Source organism: Coleofasciculus sp. (assembly GCF_046565525.1).
Classification (GTDB): domain Bacteria; phylum Cyanobacteriota; class Cyanobacteriia; order Cyanobacteriales; family Coleofasciculaceae; genus Coleofasciculus.
The window spans coordinates 1-22,325 of record NZ_JBKHUP010000070.1 but is presented as its reverse complement, the minus strand read 5'-3'; the positions used below and the strand labels follow the sequence as shown (position 1 = coordinate 22,325).

The window sequence follows — 22,325 nt, the reverse complement described above, 5'->3', positions numbered from 1 at the left end:
TCAAAATAAAGACCTTAACAAACAACTCAGCAAAACCGGGCTAAACCGATGAGATTCATCAGTCCAAAAACTGACTTTGCGTTCAAGAAAATCTTTGGCTCAAACGAGAGTAAGGACATTCTAATTTCCTTCCTCAATGCTATGATATACTCCGGTAATTCCATCATCCAGGACTTAGAAATTATCGAACCCTATAATCCTGGCAATGTGGTCAATTTAAAAGATAGTTATCTGGATGTTAAGGCAGTATTAGCCGATAAAACAAATGTAATTATTGAAATGCAACTTTGGAATGTTGAAGCGTTTCAAAAACGAGTCATTTATAACTTGTGTAAAACCTACACCAATCAGCTCAAGTCGGGACAGGGATATTCTTATCTCAATCCGGTCATTGCTTTAACCATCACTGACTTTAAATTATTCTCATCAACGGAAAAAGTAATTAACTGTTTTTACTTTCAAGAAGCCGTCGAACACCTTCCCTATCAGGAGCATGAGCTAAAGCTAGTGTTTGTGGAACTGCCAAAATTTACGAAGAAGCTGGAAGAGTTGGAGACAGTAATCGATAAGTGGATCTACTTTATCAAAGAAACGTCCAACTTAGAAATCATTCCTGAAAACCTGAGAGAAGTCCCACAAATTGAAAAAGCCTTAACTATAGCGAATCAAGCTAGTTTGAGTGTTGAAGAGTTGGAAGAAATCCAAAAAGAAGAAATATTATTGGAGGACAGGCGAGGGGAATTGAGTTTAGCCAAAAGGGAAGGAATAGAAGAGGGAATAACAAAAGGCGAAAGAGCTTTACTATTGCGACAGATTGAGCGTCGTTTTGGAGAAATACCTGCTGACGCGATCGCATCAATTGAAGCCTTGACAGTCCAAGATTTAGAACGTTTAGGAGAAGCACTGTGGGATTTTAATACCCGTGAGGATTTACTCAACTGGCTGTCTTGATGTACCGTTGCCCAAGAACTGATTGAACAAATCGGTCAACTGGATATCTTACTCGTCTGTTGTGGTGGCGGTGGTTTACTTTCTGGCTGTGCGATTACCGCCAAAACCTTATTTCCCAATAGAAGCATGGATTAAGCTCAAAGGCTAGGGTTTTGTCCTTAACGTTGTTGAAATTCGACAACATCTTCTCGAATCACTACATCATAGTGACTATAGAAGTCTTGACCCAATAATCCCACGTCTAAATCTGCACCCCCAATCGCGACTTGGATATTCTGTTGAATCGCTTCTCCCACAGCGATAGATTCCACTTGACCAATCGCAAACTTAACCCCCTTAGCACTGGCTGTATCGGCGGTAATTTCACCCTCTGGAACTACACCCAGACGCTGCGCCATGGCTTGAGTAATCACTGTACCACTTGCCCCTGTATCAACAACCATGTTAAAGGTCTGTTCACCATTAAAGGTTACTTCAATTACAGGTGTTCGACCAATTCGCTCCTTGATTGGCGCTTTAACGATTTTTGGGGTTTCTCTATTTTCCTGTAACGGTTTCTCGGATGTCGCCGGATTTTCAGCATCTGCGTCTGAGGAATTGGGGATTTTAGTAACCGTTTGGGTGGCGACGGTTAGGGGTTCAGGATCAGGGATAGGAGGACGAGTGGCTTGTTGTTGGGCAATGTTAAGATTGCGTTTATATTCTGCGATTTTCGACTGGGCGATCGCATAGGTGGGACTAGACGATGACACGGATTCTAAAAGCGCGATCGCCTCTTGCCAACGGCTGCTCACTAACTGCCAATCATCAGCCGATTGGGCAGATTGACTAATCGTCGCGGCGCTATAGGCAGTATCCAGTGCTTGTTGATAAATTTCTGTGGCGGTTTGGGGGGATGGCTGTGTGGTGGTTTCTACTGATTCCGGAGGTGTCGATGGTTGAGTGGAAACACTTGGCGCACTCGAGGTAACAATCGGTTGAGAGTCCTCCTCCAGACGCTCTGAGGAATCCAGACGACTACAAGCACCCATGCTTAATGTTAAGGTGCTAGAAAGAAAGACAATGACGGCGCGATCGCAAAATGACATAGTATAGGCTCAAACAGCTCATGAGCTATTTCTTTTTATTATGACGAATGATCTTGCCTTTCTCGACTATCTTATGAGGGCAAAAAAATCAAGATCAGTTTTGCCGATCTAGACAGAGATACAACTGATCTTGCTCAGACAGTGGGCAATCCAGGATTATAAAAGTCACACTCGAATAACCTCCATTCATTCATTACTGTACTGTTTGATGTAGGTGACATTACGGTGAAGGCGGTCACCATTTCAACCATCAAGGTGAAATCGACGCCCCAGTAATGCTTGTTTCCCTTCAAATTTCCTCATAGCTTCCTTCCCCCAGGCTGATCCAGTCGGGGGATTTTCACGATCGCTGCCAACAATCCTCGCCAGTTTTTCCATTGCTATGAGATAATATCGCCTCAGTTGAGCGTTCAAGTTATCGTACTCTTAGAAATAACAATCAACCAACCATCAACAAAAAAACTGCTTATGCCTATTTCAGCGGCTACACCAGCGCTTCTGGTGCTGGCGGATGGAACATCCTACCCCGGTTGGTCTTTCGGCGCTTCAGGTACGGCAATTGGAGAAGTCGTATTTAACACCGCCATGACGGGGTATCAAGAAGTGGCAACAGATCCCAGCTACTGTGGTCAGATTGTCACCTTTACCTATCCCGAACTGGGAAACACAGGGGTTAACCCAGAGGACGAAGAATCAGCCCATCCTCAGATCCGGGGCGCGATCGCCCGGAACATTTGTTGGCGTCCCAGTAATTGGCGTTCAACCCAGTCTTTACCCGACTACCTCAAGCAACACCATATCCCCGGAATTTACGGGATTGATACGAGGGCGCTGACTCGCAAACTGCGTTCAACCGGGGCGATGAATGGCGGTATTTCCACAGAAATTCTTGATCCCGGCGAATTGCTGCAGCAAGTGCAAGCCGCGCCGAGTATGGCGGGGTTAAATCTCGTGCAGGAAGTTACCACCAAAGCCGTTTACGAGTGGTCCCAAGCCACAGATAATCATTGGGAGTTTAGTCCCACGGCTGAATCGACGGCGGGTGAACCCCTAACCGTGGTGGCGATCGATTTTGGCATCAAACGCAACATTCTGCGGCGTTTAGCCAGCTATGGTTGTCGCGTGATCGTGGTACCGGCGAATACGTCCCCCGAAGAAATTCTCAAGTACAACCCCGATGGAATTTTCCTCTCCAATGGACCTGGCGATCCGGCGGCGGTTAAGGAAGGTATTGAAACGACCAAAGCCTTGTTAAAACACCGAAAACCCCTCTTTGGCATCTGCATGGGACACCAGATATTGGGGCTTTCGATGGAAGCTGAAACCTTTAAGCTAAAATTCGGGCATCGCGGGTTGAATCACCCGGCTGGGTTACAGCAACGGGTAGAAATTACTAGCCAAAACCATGGATTTGCGATCAAGTCTGAGTCATTAGGGGCAGATGTGGAAATTACTCATCTAAACCTGAATGACCGTACTGTGGCAGGATTGCGTCACAAGACGCTACCATTCTTCTCGGTGCAATACCATCCAGAAGCGAGTCCGGGTCCTCATGATGCCGACTACTTGTTTAATCAGTTTGTCGAATCCATGCGATCGCACAAAGCCCGTAAATAAGTTCGCTAGTCATATTCCAGATGTAATCGGCTACCTCTGGAAGCGAGGGGAAAATTTTGATCGGTGGGTTATTTCCACGCCCGCCGAACTCGATGTGGATGATCACTAAACTTCTCGCTATACTATCGAATGAGCTTAATCGCTGGTAAACCACCAACCCATGTTGAATTAGTTTAGTGTAAGTACAGCTAGGAGGGTGTTATTCCTGAGCAACTCAACCTGACAGTCAGCTTAAGAGGGACTCGTGAGGTCAAAAGCAATTATCAACTTTTCCGCCTGACTGGATTGTTAGATGCCTTCTCAGAACCAACCTTTGGGAAGGTTATTGGTAAATGTGTTGATGAGGGACCAAAAAATATTATTTTGGATCTCTCTAAGATCGATTTCGTGGATAGTTCGGGCTTAGGCGCTTTAGTGCGTATAGCGAAAAAGGCTCAAACGGCTGAGGGAAAATTGCAAATTGTCACCAATCCCCGTGTGACTCAAACGGTGAAGTTAGTGCGTCTAGAACAATTTCTCTCACTTCAACCATCGGTTGACGTAGCCTTAGAAAACATCAAAAAAGCCTAGTTGACCAACAAAAGTGTGAAACCCATCCCCTGACATTGCGGCGGGGGATTTCCCGTTATTCGTCAAGAAACATGTTCCAGACGTAGCATTCTACGTCTAGGAGCCGGCTAAAATAGGGACGGGCATTGAAATAGCCCTTCATCTTGTCCGAGTTTTATGGAGCAGCAGGAAGAGACTTCAAACAGCACAGACAATAACTCAGCCCTTTCTGGAACAGAAGCCCGATTTCGGCAACTGAATGCTGCAGCCGATCCCCAATGCCAAATCCAACAGATCTCACCAGCGGCGTTGGCTTATCTGGGAGATGCTGTGTATGAACTCTATATTCGCAGTCGTTATTTACTCCCACCTAAACGTCTATGTGATTATCATGATCAAGTCGTGGCTCAAGTCCGCGCCGAAAGTCAAGCGAATACGCTGCGATCGCTCGAACCTTACCTAACTGAACCCGAATTAGCACTATTGCGACGTGGACGAAATGCGGCGACTGGAACGTCACGACGCCTCAATCGCAAAATCTATCAACAAGCCACCAGCTTAGAAACATTACTTGGATATCTGTATCTGAGTGATCCCCAACGTTTGACTGAGTTATTGGCGTATTTAGAACTCGATACCCCCTAAATCATTCGTATACTATAATACTATGGCTAATCAAGATCGCCGCTCTCACACCTCTGGCAAGCCGAAGCTAGGGAAGTTCCAACATGACCATCGCCGTCCCTCCTCTAAAGGTAAATTCTTCAGGGATCAACGCTCCCCTGATAAGCCTATTCTCAAACGTCACCCAGATTCCCAACCATCGCCGTCCCAAACACCGGAGTCTGAGTCCACTTTGTCAGAAGATGTTGACTTACTCTACGGACGCCATCCGGTTTTAGCCGCCCTCGAAAATCAACGCCAGCTCAATCGGGTGTGGATTTTGCCCCAGTTACGCTATGATCACCGCTTTCACTCGTTACTACTGCAAGCTAAAGCCAACGGTACGGTTATCGATGAAGTTGATCCGCGACGCCTCAGCCAAATTACTCAAGGCGCCAATCATCAAGGTGTCGCGGCTCAAGTTGCGCCTTACTCCTACAAGGAGTTAGGGGATTTGATTCAAACTGCCAAATCCACCAGCAAATACCCCGTGATCATCGTTTGTGACGGGATTAGTGATCCCCACAATTTAGGTGCTATTATTCGTACTGCAGAAGCCTTGGGCGCTCAAGGTTTGGTTATTCCCCAACGACGAGCCGTAGGCGTTACCTCCACCGTGATGAAAGTAGCAGCCGGCGCGTTAGAAACCTTGCAGATTGCCAGAGTGGTCAATCTGAGTCGGGCTTTAGAGGAGCTGAAAACCGCTGGTTTTTGGATTTATGGGACTTGTGCTGACGGTGGTAAGCTACTACACACTGTTGACTTAAGCGGTTCGATAGTATTAGTTATTGGTTCAGAAGGTAGTGGTCTAAGTATGTTGACTCAACGCTGCTGTGATGTGTTGGTTTCGGTTCCCCTGTATGGCAAGACTCCTAGCCTCAACGCTTCTGTAGCTGCAGCCATGACGTTGTATGAAACCTATCGCCAGCGTTGGGTTAACCCACTGCATCTTGACGATCTCAGCAAAAATTCTTGGAAAAAAGAAACGTAAAGTAGTATAACAAAATGTAAACAGCAGGGAATTAACAAGACCACATAGCATCCCATCGACTAGGTAAATAGTATGAAAGAACTTTTGATCAACACTCTCCAATTTTTAGGCTTAGCGTTTTGGGTAGAAATCATCACAGACGATCCCCAATGCACCTACTATTTCGGTCCATTCTCCAGTAAACAGGAAGCCGAATCCGCTCAAGGTGGATATATTGAAGATCTAGAAAATGAAGGCGCTCAAGGGATTTCCGTGACGATTATGCGCGGCAAACCGATTCATCTAACAATTTTTGACGAAACCTTGGAAGAGTCAACGGTTAGTGTGAGAGTCCCAACCTTGAGTGGACAACTTTCCTAGAACGTCTTGTCGGGTGTGGGGAACAATTGAACAAAAGTTGAGCGCAGTCCCTACCTAGAATCAACATTCTAGGTAGGGTATAGGAAACACGGAAGCTTTTGTTAAATCTACTCATGACAGGGAAAAAAATTTTCCCCACACCCTATAGCCAGTCCCTTTTTTAGGTTTCTTTTTGTCCCTTGAGATCAACAACTTGAGAGTGACGTTCAATCCAATTATCAATATCACTGAGTACCTGATTGGAAATTTCCCAAGGAAACAGGTGAGCTGTATGAGGATAGCAACGCCACTGAGATTCTCGTAGGTGTTGAGCCGTTTCTTGACTCGATGTAGCGGTGATATGGCGATCGGCTTCTCCCGCTAATACTAGACAGGGACATTGAATTTGTTCTAGGTCAGCCAGTCTATTGTATCCAGCTTTTAATGCTTGATTGAGGGCACCAGTTGCCACCTTAGAGGTTTGGAGATAAGCGGATAAGGCTTCCTGTGCCAAATACTGGTAAGCTGTTGCACTATGGTTTTGGATGAGATAGCGATAGAGCGATCGCACCCCAAAGGTTTCAATGTTCCACCGCCATCCTGGAGAGACGCGATTTAACACAGAGGCGATCCCTGTATAGAGATTATCCTGCCACGCGATCGCAGGATGGTTTCCTCTAGGTCGTGCGGCTGTGGCGACTAAAATTAAACCACTAACTCTCTCAGGTAGCCTTAGCGCTAATTCCATGGCGAGAATCCCACCCAGAGACCAGCCGATTACCAAACAACGATGGATATCGAAGCGGTTAAGCAAATCCTCCAAATCTATCAGGTGGTCACTCATCTGAAACGCTTCTAAGGTACGACTGCGACCATATCCTCGCAAGTCAGGAGACAGGGTTTGGAATCGTTGAGATAGATGGTCGGTAAAAACCGACATACAACGACCCGATCCCGGATGACCATGGAGGCAGAGAATCGGAAAGCCTTTACCTTGGCAGTAAACATTAAGTTGAACAGGTTGGGAGATTCTACCTATCAACACCTCTGTAAAGTCCTCCACAAAAGTTTTTGGAAAAATGGCGGATAACAATTCAATTTTTGCGGAAGGAACGAACCGCCAGAATAACCAATGTTATTAGAGTCAACGGCATGACAAACAGGAGCATGATTGCGCTAAATTCTGCCAATGCATCATGTTCAGTTGCGTTAAGAAACAAATACAGCGTATAAGCGACGTAGTATGCCAGAAACAGAATCCCCTCCCACCGATCAATCCGATAACCCGTAAAGAAAATTGGCAGACAAGCAACGGCTACAGCAATCATGACAGGAATGTCAAAAGTTAAAGCAGGTATTGATACCGCTATACCATCAGGCGTAAGGATACCACACACTCCCAACACTAACAGGAGATTAAAAATATTACTGCCAACTGCATTACCAACCGCAATATCCCGTTCACCTCGAATCGCGGCAACAACTGACGTGGCAATTTCTGGTAGCGAAGTGCCAACGGCAACAATGGTTAAGCCAATAATCAATTGACTTACCCCAAGCGTCTGGGCAACATTTACAGATCCTTTGATTAGGTAGTTTGATCCGAGCACCAAAAGCCCTACACCGCCAATAATTAGTCCTAGGTTGAGTAAAATCTGATAGATCCCTCGGCGAGAGCCGCGATTACTGTTTTCCTCAGATAATTCCTGGGACTGACTTTCTTGACGTCCTTGGTATAGGGTAAATAGGGTATAAGCGATCGCTCCCATCACCAGGAAAATCCCATCCCCTCGACCGAGTTTACCGTCCCACCCCATTAACCATACCATTAACGATATTCCAGTCATTAGGGGCGCATCCAGTCGCACCAACTGTCGCGAGACAATCAACGGAGCAGCGGCGGCGCAAGCACCCAGAATTAACAAAATATTGGCAATATTACTACCCACGACATTACCAATGGCAATATCGGCTTGTCCCGCATAGCTCGACTGTACAGATACAGCTAATTCCGGAGCGCTGGTGCCATAAGCCACAACCGTTAATCCGACGACTAGGGGTGAAAGTCCAGCCGCTACAGCTAATTTGGATGCTCCCCGTACCAGAATTTCTGCTCCGACAATCAATAAAACAAATCCACTAATTAAAAATAGTACAGTGATGGCATCCATCAGGGTTTATCCGGTGTGGGAACAGATTACAGGGTATGGGTTAATCGAAAATCAGGGTTGGTAAGGGGGCGAATGGAAACCCCTGTCATTTATGTATGGGGAGGAATTTCCCCCTTATATTTCCTGGATAACTTCTGTGCTGTCCGCAGAATTTGACCCGCCAGAATTGCCGCACCAAAACCGTTATCAATATTCACCACTCCCACTCCTGGCGCACAAGAATTGAGCATGGTTAAAAGAGGAGCGAGTCCACCAAAACTAGCACCATAGCCGATGCTGGTGGGAACGGCAATGACTGGAGAATCAGCTAAACCCGCAACAACACTAGGTAATGCTCCTTCCATTCCAGCTACGACAATTAGCACATTCGCCTCAGCAATCACCTGTTGATGACTCAGCAAGCGGTGGAGTCCCGCTACACCCACATCCCACAGACGCAGGACTTGAAATCCACACAGTTGAGCCGTAACTGCTGCTTCTTCAGCAACCCATAAATCTGAGGTTCCAGCGCATATAATACTAATCGTTCCTGGAGAATTGGATGGAACAGTTTCGGGCGCGATCGCACAAATCCGGGCAGTCGGATAATAGTGGATATCGGGGACTGTGGCTTGGAGTTGGGCAAACACATCAGGGAAGATGCGCGTTGCCATCACAACTGAATTGCGTTTTCGCATGGCTGCCATAATTTGTGCAATTTGATCAGGTGTTTTACCTAAACCCCAAATCACCTCTGGAAAACCTGTTCTTAATGTGCGGTGATGGTCAATCTTCGCAAAGTCACTAACTGACTCAAAGGTAAAATGTTTGAGTTTATCTAAGGCAACCGCAGGACTAATTTCGCCAGCCGCCACTGATTCCAGCAAAGATTTTATAGCTTGAGGTTGAGTCATAAGTTATTTAAATCCTTTAATTAGCTTAATTTTTATTTATAATTTAAATTTTCTTAATTAATCAGAAAATTTATACATTATTATCGCTTATTTCAACCTGTTAATTCTAGTCACATTGCTCTGAGTGCCCCGATAATTACAAACCTACCGTAAAGTTTAGTTCGGTTTCCATAGACTTCTATATTAATCAAACTTCTATCTTTCCGCTGCCCTTTAAATCGACAGGAAAGGTTTTTGTTTTGGCCCTGAATGCAACTAGAAATTTGTTGTTCAATAAACTTACGATTATCCAGACATACGAGATCGAGAACCGATTCTAAGGAGATCAGTTCCCCAAAAGTATAGCCAAAAATTTCAGCTAATCTGGGATTGACATACAGAAAATTCCCTTCGCCAAACAGGATATATATGCCAATTCGGGAAAATTCTTTCTCGCGGAAGGATTGAGGTACACTTTGGCGAGATTGATCGGTTGCTTGCTTTTGAGTCTGCTGTAACTCCAAGTCCATTTCTTGCTGCTGACGTTCATGATAGAGTCGAGCATTGTCAAGCACCAGTGCCATAGATTCTGCTGTGATTTGCATTAGATGAGCAGATTCCGGGCTAAAATGTCCAGGTTGTGAGTGGGTTAACGTGAGAATTCCTAATACTTCCTTACCCATAAGAATGGGGATGCCAAGGGCGGAGCGAACGGAATAAGGTTGATTAGGTAAGGTCAACCAGCGCTCGTCCTGGATCGTATCAGTAATCAGTCCCAGTTGGCGGTTACGATAAACCCAACCCGCTAAACCTTTATCCAATACTTGACCAATCAGCCGTTGCTTTTGTCCCCGTAGCGTCGCACCACGAGCCAGAATACTTTCGGTGACAACGCCATGGGTATCGAGTAAGAACAAACTACTAGATTCAGCACGAGTTAGCTTGGTAGCAATCGTCACAATTTGTTGCAACATGGCTCTGATCATCAGTGTCCCCCTCGCCGCTTGCAAAGTTGTGGCAAAGGTTCTCATGAGCTGATGTTGGGCATCAAACGCCATTTTAGTCATTTTCAGTTTAATCACTTGGCGGCGTAGGGATGCCACTTCCGCCAGGAGTTGTTCGTAGGACTTGTTGCGATCGCTCATTTGTACCTCTATCCATTCAATGCACCTGCACTCCAATCACTGTAAGATTTCCCCCTGTGCTACGGAGAAAGCCATAAATCCAATCCCTGTCATGACAATACTTTGGCTTTGTGGTCATCGAAGCCCACACCAAATCAAAGATTCTGGTGTGGGATAATGTCACAGACGCAGTTCGTGCGCCGCCTCAGATTTCCCCTGTGAGACACAAATCAGCTGGGCTTGACGTCCACCTTCGCTTAAATAGATTAAATTCAGATGCAGATAAGATTCTGGTAAATAGGGTAATCGATCCGCCCACTCGATCGCGACGATTCCCAAAGGCATTTCCACGCCTTCCCAATAGCTTTCTGGATATAACCCAGCTACGGCTTCCGATTCTAGGCGGTACAAATCTAGATGATAGAGTGGAATGCGTCCTTCTAGATATTCGTTAATTAGAGTAAACGTGGGACTGACGATCGCGTCCGTGATTCCCAAGCCTGCACCAATTCCCTGCACCAGTGTGGTTTTACCCGCACCTAAATCTCCCTCTAGTAAAATCACGCTACCCGCTCTTAAAGATTCCCCCAGACGAACACCTAGCGATCGCGTGGCTTGTGCATCCTTTAGACGCAATTGAGTCATTCCTTCCCTTTTACCCGATCAACTCTAAATTACAACAGATGAGCGCGACTGTACCAGCGTAGCAATACCCGGGCTAACTTTTCGGGATTATGTCGCACTAGATTAGTGTTCTCATCTTCATCCATCACATTGGCTAAAACAATGCGTCGTCCTAAAGTCTCGGTTTCTTCTCGATCTAGAAAAACGGGATGGGAATTCACTTGGGAATATTTAATCAATGCTTGGGCGGAAGGAACCTTTCGATGCACTAAAACCGCATCAAATAGGGGTTGACTACAAGCATTGTCTAGGGCGCGAACATGATCGGCGACCGTATATCCGTCAGTTTCACCCGGTTGAGTCATGATATTACACACATAGATCCGGGGAACGGTACTTGCCGCGATCGCATCGGTAATTTCTGGGACTAACAGATTCGGCACGATGCTGGTATACAGACTACCCGGACCAATAATAATGTAATCGGCTTCGTGAATTGCTTTGAGCACGGCGGGAAGAGCCGGGGGATTTTCTGGCGTGCAACCCATTTTCACGATTTTACCATTGGCAGCCGTAATATTCGATTCACCTTCAATCCGACGCCCATCTTCTAATTCTGCCCACAGACAAACATCGCTCAACGTAGCTGGGAGAACTCGTCCCCGCACCGCTAAGACTTGAGAACTGGCAGAAATTGCCCGTTCTAAGTCCCCCGTAATCTCGCTCATTGCCGTCAAGAATAAATTACCAAAACTGTGACCCACTAGACCATTGCCCGCCGAGAAGCGGTACTGAAACAGCTCAGTTAATAATTTTTCTTGGTCGGCTAAAGCTGCCAAACAGTTGCGAATATCTCCTGGAGGCAGAACCCCAAATTCTTGGCGCAGCCGCCCAGAGGAACCGCCATCATCGGCTACGGTAACAATAGCAGTAATATGGGCGCTGTAAATTTTCAGTCCTCGGAGTAAGGTAGACAACCCCGTACCGCCTCCCACAACCACAATTTTTGGGCCACGATACAGGCGACGATGGGCAATCAGCACGTCTATCAGTTCTTCATCGCCTCCGGGTTTTAAAGCTTCAGTAATCGAACCCACCGTCCGGGTTTGTCCCCAGAAGATGAAAATCAGACCACAAATAATCGCGATCGGTCCGGATACATAGTTGGGGATAACCGTGGTGATTGTTTCCAGAATGGTGGACGTGAGTTGGATTAAGTAAAAAATGGGGGTTAGCTTTGCCCAAATCGCCACCCCCAGACTCGTCAGTAGTACACCTATGGCACTCAGAAGCAACCAGCGTTTGACGAAAAGTCCGGGCGCTAACCACTTAAACCACCGATTGACTTGTCGAGGCGTCCTACCTCTTGACTCATTGTGCAGGGTACGTAGAGCGCGTTTGAAGAGACTAATTGAGGACATCGCTGATACCAGAAACAGAGAACAAAACTGGATAGACTTTAGCTAAGAGCAGTGTAATTGCTCAAGTCCTTGACGTGAGTAGAGAGTTGTCGATTGTCAACTGTGCCATATTCTTTATTAGCTCTTTTGGATATGTCTGTCAGGATACATTCTGGGAATTATACTGGGATGGCGATTAATCTCATGGGGAAGTAGATCATCAAAACGACTAGACTGGTGTTCTAGGATACGGCAAGGTAGATGGGAAAGCGAATTTTAGGACTAGACCCAGGACTAGCGATTTTAGGTTTTGGGGCAATTATCTGCCAAGCTGAAGTCAAACAGATGACCAAGGTTCAGGGACAATCAACCTCTGAATTGGTGCAGTTATTGGATTTTGGTGTAATTCAGACGCCAGCACGGACAGAGATGGGGCAGCGACTCTGTACAATTTATGAAGATTTGCATACCTTACTCGAACAGTGGCAGCCAGATCTAGTTGCCGTAGAGAAGCTGTTTTTTTATCGGATGAGTACGACAATTACCGTAGCTCAGGCACGGGGGGTTGTCACGTTGGTGTCAGCCCAGCATCAGGTGCCAATGGTGGAGTTTACACCCGGGCAGGTGAAGCAAGCGTTGACGGGTTATGGTAACGCGGACAAGTACGAGGTACAGCAAGCGGTGACACGAGAGTTAAATTTAGAGACTATACCCAAGCCAGATGATGCAGCAGATGCTTTGGCTGTGGCACTAACGGCATGGTTTCATCAGTCGTAGGGGTGAAGCATTTTTGCCAAAAACTTACTCCGAAGCATCATAACTGGCTGCAAAAATGCTTCACCCAACTCTGGAGTCATTTGATTGAATGGGATAAGATCAAACCTTAAACAGGGTAGGGATTGTGTCAAATGGGAGTCATTACTCGGATCACGGATTGGTTAGAAACCCATTGGGTCACTCCTGCTTATGCTGGATGGATATTAGCAGGTATTGCGATTTGTTTCTTTGGTGCGGCGACCAATACCATGTCAGGATGGCTGTATGTCATCAGTGGTATAATCTTTGCCCTATTGGGGTTAGCGGCTATCTTGCCGCCCTTGTCGCTACGTCATCTGAAAGTCCACCGACATCCCATCTTTCCGGTGAGTGTGGGCGAGGAACTCACCATTGAAATCGATATTGAAAATCCCACGGCTCGTGCCAAAACCCTTTTACAAGTTCAGGACATGCTCCAATCGGAACTGGGAAAACCCCTGCAAACCGCGATTGAAACCATTGCGCCGAGCCGTGTCTATCACTGGGTTTATTTCCATTCCACCAAAAAGCGGGGCGTCTACCATTGGCATGAGATCCAACTGAGAACCGGAAACCCCGTAGGATTATTTTGGTGTCGTCGTAGCCGCCATGCGCCAGCCACAGCGGTTGTTTATCCCACGGTATTACCCCTGACCAGTTGCCCCATCGTAGACGAAATCGGCACAGATGATAGTTTACAACTGTTAAGCGATCGCCGTTCTCAATCAGCCACAGAAGACCTGACGCGATCGCTACGACCTTACCGTGTGGGTGATGCAACTCGTCTGATTCATTGGCGCACCAGCGCCCGTTATGGGGAATTGATGGTACGGGAGTTAGAAGTCTTTACCGGATCTCAAGAAATTATCATTTGCCTTGATAGTTCGGTAAGTTGGCAATCTGAGGATTTTGAATCAGCCGTTATTGCCGCCGCCTCCCTCTACTTCTATGCCTGTTCTCGTCAGCTTGACGCTAGACTCTGGACAGCTAGAACAGGGTTATTACACGGCAATCAAGTCGTCTTAGAAGCCCTGGCTGCGACCCAACCTGGAGAAGATACAGAAACTGGCGATCCTCCTTATCTTCCCTTAATCTGGCTCACACAAGAATCCTCCAGTCTCAATTCCCTCCCTCCTGGCAGTCGTTGGTTATTTTGGTCTCCATCAACATTAGCCGAACCTGACCGACAGGCTTCAGGACTTACCAATTGCGCGGGTAGAATCATTGATCCTGAAGAACCCTTACAACGTCAGTTACAACAATCCCTTACCCGAACTTAACAACTCTTCATGACCTTCGGGGAACCTGGTTTGCGTTAAAATGCAAACAAAAGTTGAACGACCACGCCAAGGAATAGGGTATCTAGCGAATTTTACTTATGAGTACATCAGAAACCACCAATCTTTCCAATGAGAAAACACTGGCGGCGATGAAGAATTTCGCCGAAACTTATGCAAAACGAACGGGTACTTACTTTTGTGTTGACCCGTCGGTAACGGCTGTCGTCATTGAAGGATTGGCTAAGCACAAAGATGATTTAGGTTCACCCCTATGTCCTTGCCGTCATTATGAAGACAAAGAAGCCGAGGTGAAAGCCACCTATTGGAATTGTCCTTGCATCCCCATGCGTGAGCGCAAAGAATGCCACTGTATGTTGTTTTTGACGCCAGACAACGAATTTTCTGGAGAACAGCAGGACATTGCCATGGAGGAGATTCAATCCGTTCGAGATAGCATGGCTTAATTGTCTTTATTGTCATTGGTCATTGGTCATTTTTAACCTTAAATGACCAATGACTCATACATTAGAATTAATCACCCATGACTGAGCAATTTTGGCAAGGTGTTGAGCAATTTAATCAACAGGAATTTTATGCCTGTCACGACACCTTAGAGGCGTTGTGGATGGAGGCTGTCGAGCCAAAAAAACAGTTTTATCAAGGCATATTACAGATTTCGGTCGCTTGCTACCACCTCAATAATCTTAACTGGCGTGGCGCTGTCATCTTGCTTGGGGAGGGAATTAGACGCTTAGGTGACTACCAACCTATTTATGAAGAAATTCAGGTAACCGATTTAATTAGCCACAGTTATCAGCTTTTGCAAACCCTGCAAAAAACTGGAGCAGAGGGTATTTCTGATTTAGTCAATTCGCTAACGGCAAATCAAGCTAGTGAGGAGAGTAATCAAGAAATTTGTAGTATGCCTAGAATTATTCGAGTTAATCCCCACCCAAATCCAAGACTCAGGTGGGAATATTGATCAAGTTAACTCTGAGTTGAGTCTTTGCCGAGCAATTGTCCTTTAAGAGCATCAAACTCTTGAGCCAATTCTTTGCGACTTTCGGCTTTCCAAAGATAACGGGCAATAAACCAGATAGTGTAACCAATCCCGACAAGTTCAAAAATTGGGGCTAATAAGGGAATGTCGTTAATGGCATCCAGTACAGCTAGGGTGACATACACGGTAATAAAGCCGGCTATCACTAGCCCAATCAAAATGATGGCTTGTTGGTACTCATAATAAAATGAGCTGATTATCGCCGGAAGTTTGGACAAAAAGTCAAACACAGGCTGTACCCACTCCTGCCAAGCTTGATCCGTGGTTTGACCAGCGGGAGGCAGCATGGGTTGGTTGTTACCAGGGAGTTGGGCTACTGTCCCCGGTTGGTCAACATTGACATCTACTGTAGACTCTGGGATTTTTTTCGCGTCCGCTGGAGTAGTTTTGACCTCTGGGGAAGTACCCTCAGTATATTCAGATTTTTGTGGATTCGTTTCCATAGTTCCTCTACTGTGACCTCAAGTAGGACATTTTATCGTTTGTGTGAGCTAGATGGGTATAATAGGCAGAATAATGAAGCTTTCGCCCATATTACCAAAAGTTTTCTTATGACTTCGGTGGAAGCAAAAGACTGATACTCAAACTCTGCCATACCTGGCTCATTTACCTCAATCGGCGAGAATGATCCCGCTATAATCTTTGATTTAGCGGTGGGGGGATGTCAATGTTTCCCTCTTCTATTCACTCGTTACGTGAGTGGGAAAGAAGCATCCGGAAGCCAAACAGCACCCAGAACCCCGACTTTTTAGCACCTAGAACCCCGACGTCTCTAAGAAGCCGGGGATCTAGACTCTCAACGACTATGGAAGGCAGGGGCAGGGGTTTGATCGCTGCTCAATAGACCAACATCATCATAGACGTAGATTCTACCCTATTGTGTTAATCGGTCTAAACTAAGGTTAGAACAGGGGATGCGATCGCGTCCGGTTCTACCGATGATGCTTCACCTGTACAATAGACTTCACAGGAGTTATTGGGACTTTCAATGAGTTTAACTTTATGCAGTTTCGCTCCTAATTTTTGGATCGGTGACTGGAGTAATTGCCGAATATAGAGGGCAATATTTTCCGCCGTCGGTACAACCTGGGCAAAGTATGGGATGTCTTTGTTCAGGAAGGTATGGTCAAAGGGTTCTACGACATAATCATCGATTACCTTCTGCAGCGCTCCCAAATCGACAATCATCCCGGTGCGCGGGTCGATTTCCCCTTTTACAGTAACCTCTAAATGATAATTGTGTCCGTGACCGTTCGGACGAGCGCATTTGCCGTAGATTTCACAGTTGTCCTCATAACTGAGTTGGGGATGAGCTAGCCGATGAGCGGCGCTAAAGTGGGTCGATAGGGTGAGATATGCTTCCATTCCGTTTCCTAAATAATCAGCCCAAAGTTCTGGATGTTCAAATAGTTGTATCTTGACAAGTGGCAAATAAGGTGCTAACTTCTGCCAAATAACACGAGCAATGTTTTCGGTCGTGGGTAGGGTTTCCTGGAAGTCTAGCCAAGCATCGTTCAGATATGCATAGTCTAATTGGCTGGTGACCTCTTGCTTGATCAACTTTTTGACCTGCGATAGGTTTTGCACCATACCGTATTCGTCTAGGTCACCCTCAAGGGAAACAAATAGGACATAATTATGTCCATGACCGGGAAACTGGGCACCTCGACCGAATTTCTGCTTGTTTTGAGCTTCACTCAGTTCGGGTAACCAATAGCGGTGACTGGCAGAAAACTGGGCGCGGCGGTTAATGATGCATTTCATGCGTTTTTGAGGCAAGTCAGAATCTGTAAATTTCTGTAAATTAGCACTAATTCTAGGATAAACGAATATTGGTTATTGGTCATTGGTTATTGGTCATTGGTCATTCGTTTTTTGTTTTTTGTTAACGATTAATTATAAAATTTATAATTAATAGTTTATATGCTTAATGGCATCTTGAGCGTCGTGGCGTAAGCTGGTGGCGATTCGGAAGAGTTCTTGACCGATATGCAGGTAATGTTCGTCGTAGTTGAAGGTAAAGCGTTCTAACTCATCAATACCATCCCCCAACTGATTGAGACAGTAATACAAGGAAGCCGCAACACCAGCAACAGGAGAGGGATTGGGTTGGGAACGAAAGGTAATCTGAGCCTGATTGAGATCATGACGACAGTTTTCTAGATACGTCTGAAAATCTGCTATGAGTTCGTCGTCAAAGGGATCAGCCGCTAGTTGATTGATTTGCGTATTCAGGGATTTGAGAATGGGAATAATTAATCGGTTCACTGGTTTATAGACTTGCTGCAACCAATCCTCTAGGTGAGTATCAGCATTGTACGATCGCCTCCGTTGACGTTGATACTGTTTTTGCGCCGCTTCGTTGCGCTGTTGGCGAGTGCGGAGTTTAGATGAAAACTGTAGATTGAAAAGCTGTTGGTCATAAAAACGGCGACGCTGAGGATCACTGAGAATTTCATACGCCCCATTAATCTCGATGATTTTTTCTACATTAGACGTTTCAGTTTGACTATCGGGATGAAAACGCTTAGCTAAACGCCGATAGGCTTGCTTGATTTCTTGGGCTGTTGCTTGCGGGTGAATATCTAGTGTTTGGTAATGATTAAAGGATGACATCTGATTTGTCCTTTGTCCTTTGTCAGGGAACAGGGAACAGGGAATAGGGAATAGGGACGTCCTAATTTAGATGTAATACATAATGTTTAACTGTCGTCGATTATTCAGTTTCTCCCATAAATCTTGCAGAGTATAATCTTGCAAAATTTCATTGGTGCGATCGCGGACTTCCTCCCATGTTTCTTGGACGATAGCACTGGCTTCAGTTATCGCCCTTGTTTTGCTACCAGAGGCTATTGCGGTTGCACCATCTAGGCAGTTGATAACATCCAACAGAGTAATTGTCCAGGGTTCCCGCGCCAGAAGGTAGCCCCCTTTAGCCCCCCGTTGGCTACGAACTATATTTCCACGTTTCAGGGTTGCCAGAAGCTGCTCTAAATAGCGATCGGGAATATTTTGTTGCTTGGCAATCTGTCGGATTTGTAAGGGTTCTCCCTCATTGTAATGACCCGTGAGTTCTAAGAGGGCAAGCAGGGTATATTCCGTCTTACAGGAGAGTTCCACAGATTCCACTTGATTCATTTCAGGGCAACCATTCCCAGTATACCCCGGTTTTCCGGTGGGATTTGCTGTTGACACTCCTCAGCCTAAAGGCGTGAGGATTCTTCTTTCATCGAGCACTCTTACTATGAAATAGTCGCCTATTTCATACCAGAGGAGCATCTCTCCAGAAGCGTTTTGCTCCATTACAGAAGCTAGTTTCGATATGCCCTATCGTACTATTGAAAACAAGAAAGAATGTGTTTTGGGCGTGCTTGTTGCTTAGACTTTTTACCTGTACAAGCCTTTCTGTACAGAACCCGAATAGCCTAGTTTTCAAGGTGCGATGCCTCTCGGCTCTGGGTTTTTATAGAGGTTTAATACCCTTTCCTCTAAGTGAACTTTAACACAAAGTCGTCCTTTAAGGACGAGGCTTTAGACCCAATTTTTCGGTAAAGGTTGGGCAAGCTGAAAAAACCCCGCTCACTGGCGGGGTCAGAAAATTGATTAATTTTCAGGCTAATTTTGCCAAAGGCAAAATTGGCTTAGAACGTAAACGTAGTTCTGAGTGTACCAATGACTGCGTCGTCACCACCTTGGTTAGGATTAAGTAGCCAGATTACACCTGGAGTCAGTGAGATATTGTCTGTAACCTGGTACTTGTAGAAGGCTTCAACATGCCAGGGTAAATCGTCGGAGCCTCCCCGCTTGAAATCCTGACCTGGAGTACTCGTACTTCCCAGATAGGGTTGTACACCACCGAAGATTCCTAACAGGTTACCTTCTTTACCAAAATCACTCAACGCTACCCCAGCGCCGTAAGTCCAAATTTCAGCGCCGCCTTGACCGATGAGGATGGCGTCTGTAAACGTACCAAAACCGCTGATGGAAATATTTTCACTCAGACGCAAAGCCAGTTCTATACCGTAGGAATTGGTGACCGTCGGAGTTACATCTAACCCTGGATTCAGGATTGCTGCTACCTCACTAGGGTTATTAGCCAAATACGTACCTACAACTGCACCCTCGCCAGTAGCACGCCCAGCACCCAAGTCAAAAATATCACCGCCGGCACCGTGATAAGCATGGACATAGGTTGCACCAATGCCAATCCGGTCACCGATGTTGAAATTGAGCTGGGCTAGAGCCGCATATTCCCCAGTTAATAAACCCTCGTCTTCTCCTGGATTTGCAGCATCGGAAGCTAAGTAGCCAACCGTCAGGGTACTCGGACCTAAAACCCTCTCTAAAGGACCAACACCCAAGCTAAGTGCTGCACCTGCACCACCACCGATACGATAGATGGGGTTTTCAGAAGCAAACGTGGACAGTGCGCCGTTCCCGCCGTCATAGTCTTCAAAGAAAGGATTTAGCGTGGGAGCGTAGTCGCTATGAATTCCTCCCGCACCTGCTATGTAGACTTTTGAGCTGCCGAAGGGGAAGTAATAAGCCAACCAGTCTACGAAAACATCATTATTGTTTCCAGGTCCAATATTGAAGGTTTGGAACGCCTCGCCTGTATTAAAAAACAACTCCTCTCCCGTGCCATTGTCTAAGATAGTAGGGCTGTTAGGACGAAAAGCGTCTAAGTTGTTAGCCGCCAAGCGAGTGACTAATCGATCTTGACCAGTAAAGCTAGTGTTAAATTCTAAACGAACCCTGCCGCCAAGGACAGTGTTCGTGTCATCCTCTTCCACAATATTGATACCGTCATCGAAGCCAAAATCGAAACCACCAAACGAATCAGTGAGGGCAAAAATCACTTCACCCCTTAACTTGGTCGTCGTGGAAAACTGATTATCTTCCAAGAACGCTACACGACCTTCCAGATTATCAACTCGCGCCCCTAGGGTCGCCAGTTCTGCTTCAAATTCCTGAATTAACCGCCGCAGGGTTACTAGCTCAGTATCATCAAAACCACCCGTACCAATCAAACGCTCAATTTGGTTCAAACAAGAATTCAAACCAGCGGCAAATTCGTAACGAGTCAGCGCCCGATTTCCACGAAATGTACCATCTGGATACCCTGCAATACAGCCGTAGCGTTCAACTAGGCTACGTAGCGCTTCATACGCCCAGTCTCCCGGAGAAACATCACGTAACTGACCTACACTGGTCACTTGTCCGCTGGAGTTTCCACCTTCGCTGCTGTAGTCATTGATTTGATTTAAAATCTCAGCATCATTATTGGGTGTAGCCGGTACAGCTTGAGCTAGGCTGGGTTGTGCCTCTGGCTTCACCCCTAGACTTGCTGGAGTTAACTGTTCCGGATTGACCGCAATTTCCTCTGAGACCTTAATATCAGCCACACCATCAAACTGAACTTCTGGCGTCGCTGTTTGAGTGTCAGCAATAGGCAAATTGGCGCTATCTGCTGCACGGACTCCCACCGTAGATGCAACTAAGGTTACACCTAATACCGCTGGGCTAATAAGTAGAGACTTCCACAGTAATTTCGACATCTTCTGTCCTCACACCTTTACAGAAAGAATTAGATTGCCCTTCTCGCACTATGGTACATCGTCTATATGGTAGATGGTATATTTTATTTTATTTTCAGGTTCGTCTGGGAACTCTTCTCCATCTGCCAATCGCTCAATCGCTAAGCTTTTGGCTAATACTGCCAATTATATAACTAAATAGACAGCTTGTACTACACAAGCCGTCCTAGATGTCAAGCTTTATAAACTGGTACTTAAGCCCTTGCCTTATCAGCCTTTTACAGCTATGCACTTAACTTGGACAGCGTTTGAGCCATCTCAAAATCGTTAGCTGTCAAACCCCCAGCATCATGGGTGGTTAGGCTAATCGTCACTTTGTTATACGAAATCGCTAAATTGGGATGATGTCCAGCCGCTTCTGCTGGTTCAACAATCTTATTGACAAACGCCACCAATAGCATCAGAAAGCTGAACGCGCACTCGCGTCCTATAGGATAAACTACTCAGACCTGCTATCGCGGAGGTCTGGGTTTTCAGTAGCCTGAAGTCATCGAGTGGGGACTTTCGCGAAACCGTTGAATTTCTGCGTCACTGAGTAACTCAGCCATACTCTTTCTCGGGCGATCAACTTCAGTTAAAAAATTCCCAAAAACTATCCGCTCTCACGAGAAGTACGTAGATAAAATCCTCAGATAAAATCTATAGTACTTAGTGTGAGAGCGGTCTAGCGGGTCTTCTGATTGAAACCAGACTGCCGGAAGGAACTCCTTAACCAGCCCAGTTGCTCAATAAATGAGTTCTCCGAAGAGAACTGAGCTAGCTGTTAGAGAACAGCTCCGACGCACAGCCGGCTAACTCCAATCAGATGACCCATGCATTTACTACTATCGCTCATGGGCATCACCTCCTTAATCCCTGTACGGTTTTTTTAAATCCGTCAGTCATCAGGTGTTTCTTCACCTTTAATCAGAATAACACACCCTTTTGATTTTGCAAGGGGGAGGCGGGAAAGTTTTTCCGAATGTAGGGGTGGGTTTCACGACTATCGTTTCTTTTTGACCCAGATGCAACTCAACCCGCCTCAACCATGAACCATGAACAGAAAAAAATTCCCCTACCCGAAGGTAGGGGAGAAAAGCTGATAGCTAAGTCCAACTCATTAGAGAGCGTTACCGCGAGGTAGAACTTCCTCAGGGAATACAAACTTCTGGTGTGGTTGGTCTTGAGGCGCCAGCCAAGCCCGGACTCCTTCATTCAGGAGAAT

General features: G+C 46.0%; 23 protein-coding genes and 3 pseudogenes. 11 read left to right on the top strand and 15 right to left on the bottom strand.

From position 1 onward, the window contains the following. The first annotated feature begins 48 nt into the window (after positions 1–48). Together ACLGGO_RS23195 and ACLGGO_RS23190 are read left to right on the top strand one after the other, a co-directional pair. Entirely contained in the window at positions 49–951 is a 903-nt protein-coding gene (locus ACLGGO_RS23195; protein WP_446421073.1) for an Rpn family recombination-promoting nuclease/putative transposase, read from the top strand. Positions 952–954: 3 nt separating this feature from the next. Then, positions 955–1,071, top strand: a pseudogene (locus ACLGGO_RS23190) (pyridoxal-5'-phosphate-dependent protein); the annotation flags it as partial. Between the two features lie 38 nt (positions 1,072–1,109). Here the strand turns inward: ACLGGO_RS23190 and ACLGGO_RS23185 are convergent. Both ACLGGO_RS23185 and ACLGGO_RS23180 read right to left on the bottom strand, forming a co-directional pair. Continuing rightward, positions 1,110–2,039, bottom strand: a complete 930-nt coding sequence (locus ACLGGO_RS23185) for a retroviral-like aspartic protease family protein (protein ID WP_446421072.1) — start codon at positions 2,037–2,039, stop codon at positions 1,110–1,112. Between the two features lie 243 nt (positions 2,040–2,282). After that, positions 2,283–2,417: a hypothetical protein gene (locus ACLGGO_RS23180; RefSeq protein WP_446421071.1), complete on the bottom strand. Its 135-nt coding sequence runs from the start codon at positions 2,415–2,417 to the stop codon at positions 2,283–2,285. A 90-nt stretch (positions 2,418–2,507) separates the two neighbouring features. On the opposite strand from ACLGGO_RS23180, the gene carA reads away from it, so the two are divergent. From carA to ACLGGO_RS23155, 5 genes are all read left to right on the top strand, one after another. Beyond that, positions 2,508–3,656: a glutamine-hydrolyzing carbamoyl-phosphate synthase small subunit gene (gene carA / locus ACLGGO_RS23175; protein WP_446338254.1), complete on the top strand. Its 1,149-nt coding sequence runs from the start codon at positions 2,508–2,510 to the stop codon at positions 3,654–3,656. Positions 3,657–3,857: 201 nt separating this feature from the next. Continuing rightward, positions 3,858–4,226 carry an STAS domain-containing protein gene (locus tag ACLGGO_RS23170; protein ID WP_446338257.1) on the top strand — a complete coding sequence of 123 codons (369 nt, stop codon included), beginning with the start codon at positions 3,858–3,860 and terminating at the stop codon, positions 4,224–4,226. Between the two features lie 156 nt (positions 4,227–4,382). Next, the gene (locus ACLGGO_RS23165; protein ID WP_446338253.1) at positions 4,383–4,850 is read left to right on the top strand and encodes a Mini-ribonuclease 3; all 468 of its coding nucleotides are present in this window, start codon (positions 4,383–4,385) and stop codon (positions 4,848–4,850) included. A gap of 22 nt (positions 4,851–4,872) precedes the next feature. Further along, positions 4,873–5,859 carry a 23S rRNA (guanosine(2251)-2'-O)-methyltransferase RlmB gene (gene rlmB / locus ACLGGO_RS23160; RefSeq protein ID WP_446421070.1) on the top strand — a complete coding sequence of 329 codons (987 nt, stop codon included), beginning with the start codon at positions 4,873–4,875 and terminating at the stop codon, positions 5,857–5,859. Positions 5,860–5,931: 72 nt separating this feature from the next. Beyond that, positions 5,932–6,219: a DUF1816 domain-containing protein gene (locus ACLGGO_RS23155; RefSeq protein ID WP_446338251.1), complete on the top strand. Its 288-nt coding sequence runs from the start codon at positions 5,932–5,934 to the stop codon at positions 6,217–6,219. Positions 6,220–6,379: 160 nt separating this feature from the next. Here the strand turns inward: ACLGGO_RS23155 and ACLGGO_RS23150 are convergent, their stop codons facing one another. The 6 genes from ACLGGO_RS23150 to ACLGGO_RS23125 all read right to left on the bottom strand — a co-directional run bounded on the left by ACLGGO_RS23150 (position 6,380) and on the right by ACLGGO_RS23125 (position 12,410). Then, entirely contained in the window at positions 6,380–7,243 is an 864-nt protein-coding gene (locus ACLGGO_RS23150; protein WP_446421069.1) for an alpha/beta fold hydrolase, read from the bottom strand. Positions 7,244–7,292: 49 nt separating this feature from the next. After that, on the bottom strand, positions 7,293–8,369 hold the full coding sequence (locus ACLGGO_RS23145) for a calcium/sodium antiporter (RefSeq protein ID WP_446421068.1): 1,077 nt from the start codon (positions 8,367–8,369) through the stop codon (positions 7,293–7,295). A gap of 89 nt (positions 8,370–8,458) precedes the next feature. Beyond that, positions 8,459–9,262, bottom strand: a complete 804-nt coding sequence (gene larB, locus ACLGGO_RS23140; RefSeq protein ID WP_446338248.1) for a nickel pincer cofactor biosynthesis protein LarB — start codon at positions 9,260–9,262, stop codon at positions 8,459–8,461. A 110-nt stretch (positions 9,263–9,372) separates the two neighbouring features. Continuing rightward, entirely contained in the window at positions 9,373–10,386 is a 1,014-nt protein-coding gene (locus ACLGGO_RS23135) for a GAF domain-containing protein (protein WP_446338247.1), read from the bottom strand. Between the two features lie 159 nt (positions 10,387–10,545). Beyond that, on the bottom strand, positions 10,546–11,010 hold the full coding sequence (gene tsaE / locus ACLGGO_RS23130; RefSeq protein WP_446421067.1) for a tRNA (adenosine(37)-N6)-threonylcarbamoyltransferase complex ATPase subunit type 1 TsaE: 465 nt from the start codon (positions 11,008–11,010) through the stop codon (positions 10,546–10,548). A 29-nt stretch (positions 11,011–11,039) separates the two neighbouring features. Continuing rightward, positions 11,040–12,410 (bottom strand): gluconeogenesis factor YvcK family protein, encoded by a 1,371-nt coding sequence (locus ACLGGO_RS23125; protein WP_446421066.1) that lies wholly within the window; start codon positions 12,408–12,410, stop codon positions 11,040–11,042. Between the two features lie 240 nt (positions 12,411–12,650). On the opposite strand from ACLGGO_RS23125, the gene ruvC reads away from it, so the two are divergent. The 4 genes from ruvC to ACLGGO_RS23105 all read left to right on the top strand — a co-directional run bounded on the left by ruvC (position 12,651) and on the right by ACLGGO_RS23105 (position 15,446). Continuing rightward, complete coding sequence (ruvC, locus tag ACLGGO_RS23120; RefSeq protein WP_446338244.1) at positions 12,651–13,166, top strand: crossover junction endodeoxyribonuclease RuvC; 516 nt, start codon at positions 12,651–12,653, stop codon at positions 13,164–13,166. A 131-nt stretch (positions 13,167–13,297) separates the two neighbouring features. Beyond that, entirely contained in the window at positions 13,298–14,464 is a 1,167-nt protein-coding gene (locus ACLGGO_RS23115; protein WP_446421065.1) for a DUF58 domain-containing protein, read from the top strand. 98 nt (positions 14,465–14,562) lie between these two features. Further along, positions 14,563–14,928 carry a ferredoxin-thioredoxin reductase catalytic domain-containing protein gene (locus ACLGGO_RS23110; protein WP_446338242.1) on the top strand — a complete coding sequence of 122 codons (366 nt, stop codon included), beginning with the start codon at positions 14,563–14,565 and terminating at the stop codon, positions 14,926–14,928. Positions 14,929–15,005: 77 nt separating this feature from the next. Further along, the gene (locus ACLGGO_RS23105) at positions 15,006–15,446 is read left to right on the top strand and encodes a DUF309 domain-containing protein (protein WP_446421064.1); all 441 of its coding nucleotides are present in this window, start codon (positions 15,006–15,008) and stop codon (positions 15,444–15,446) included. A gap of 5 nt (positions 15,447–15,451) precedes the next feature. On the opposite strand, the gene ACLGGO_RS23100 is transcribed toward ACLGGO_RS23105, so the two are convergent. The 7 genes and pseudogenes from ACLGGO_RS23100 to ACLGGO_RS23070 all read right to left on the bottom strand — a co-directional run. Then, positions 15,452–15,967, bottom strand: a complete 516-nt coding sequence (locus tag ACLGGO_RS23100) for a CAAD domain-containing protein (RefSeq protein WP_446338240.1) — start codon at positions 15,965–15,967, stop codon at positions 15,452–15,454. Positions 15,968–16,415: 448 nt separating this feature from the next. Next, complete coding sequence (locus ACLGGO_RS23095) at positions 16,416–17,288, bottom strand: 6-carboxytetrahydropterin synthase (RefSeq protein WP_446421063.1); 873 nt, start codon at positions 17,286–17,288, stop codon at positions 16,416–16,418. 147 nt (positions 17,289–17,435) lie between these two features. Then, the gene (locus tag ACLGGO_RS23090; RefSeq protein ID WP_446421062.1) at positions 17,436–18,140 is read right to left on the bottom strand and encodes a DnaJ domain-containing protein; all 705 of its coding nucleotides are present in this window, start codon (positions 18,138–18,140) and stop codon (positions 17,436–17,438) included. Positions 18,141–18,206: 66 nt separating this feature from the next. Next, positions 18,207–18,644 (bottom strand): RrF2 family transcriptional regulator, encoded by a 438-nt coding sequence (locus ACLGGO_RS23085; protein ID WP_446421087.1) that lies wholly within the window; start codon positions 18,642–18,644, stop codon positions 18,207–18,209. 521 nt (positions 18,645–19,165) lie between these two features. Continuing rightward, a complete protein-coding gene (locus ACLGGO_RS23080; RefSeq protein WP_446421061.1) occupies positions 19,166–21,082 on the bottom strand; it encodes an iron uptake porin in 1,917 nt (638 codons plus the stop codon). Between the two features lie 263 nt (positions 21,083–21,345). Beyond that, positions 21,346–21,552, bottom strand: a pseudogene (locus ACLGGO_RS23075) (4a-hydroxytetrahydrobiopterin dehydratase); the annotation flags it as partial. 668 nt (positions 21,553–22,220) lie between these two features. Beyond that, positions 22,221–22,325 (bottom strand): annotated as a pseudogene (locus ACLGGO_RS23070) (photosystem II protein D2); the annotation flags it as partial.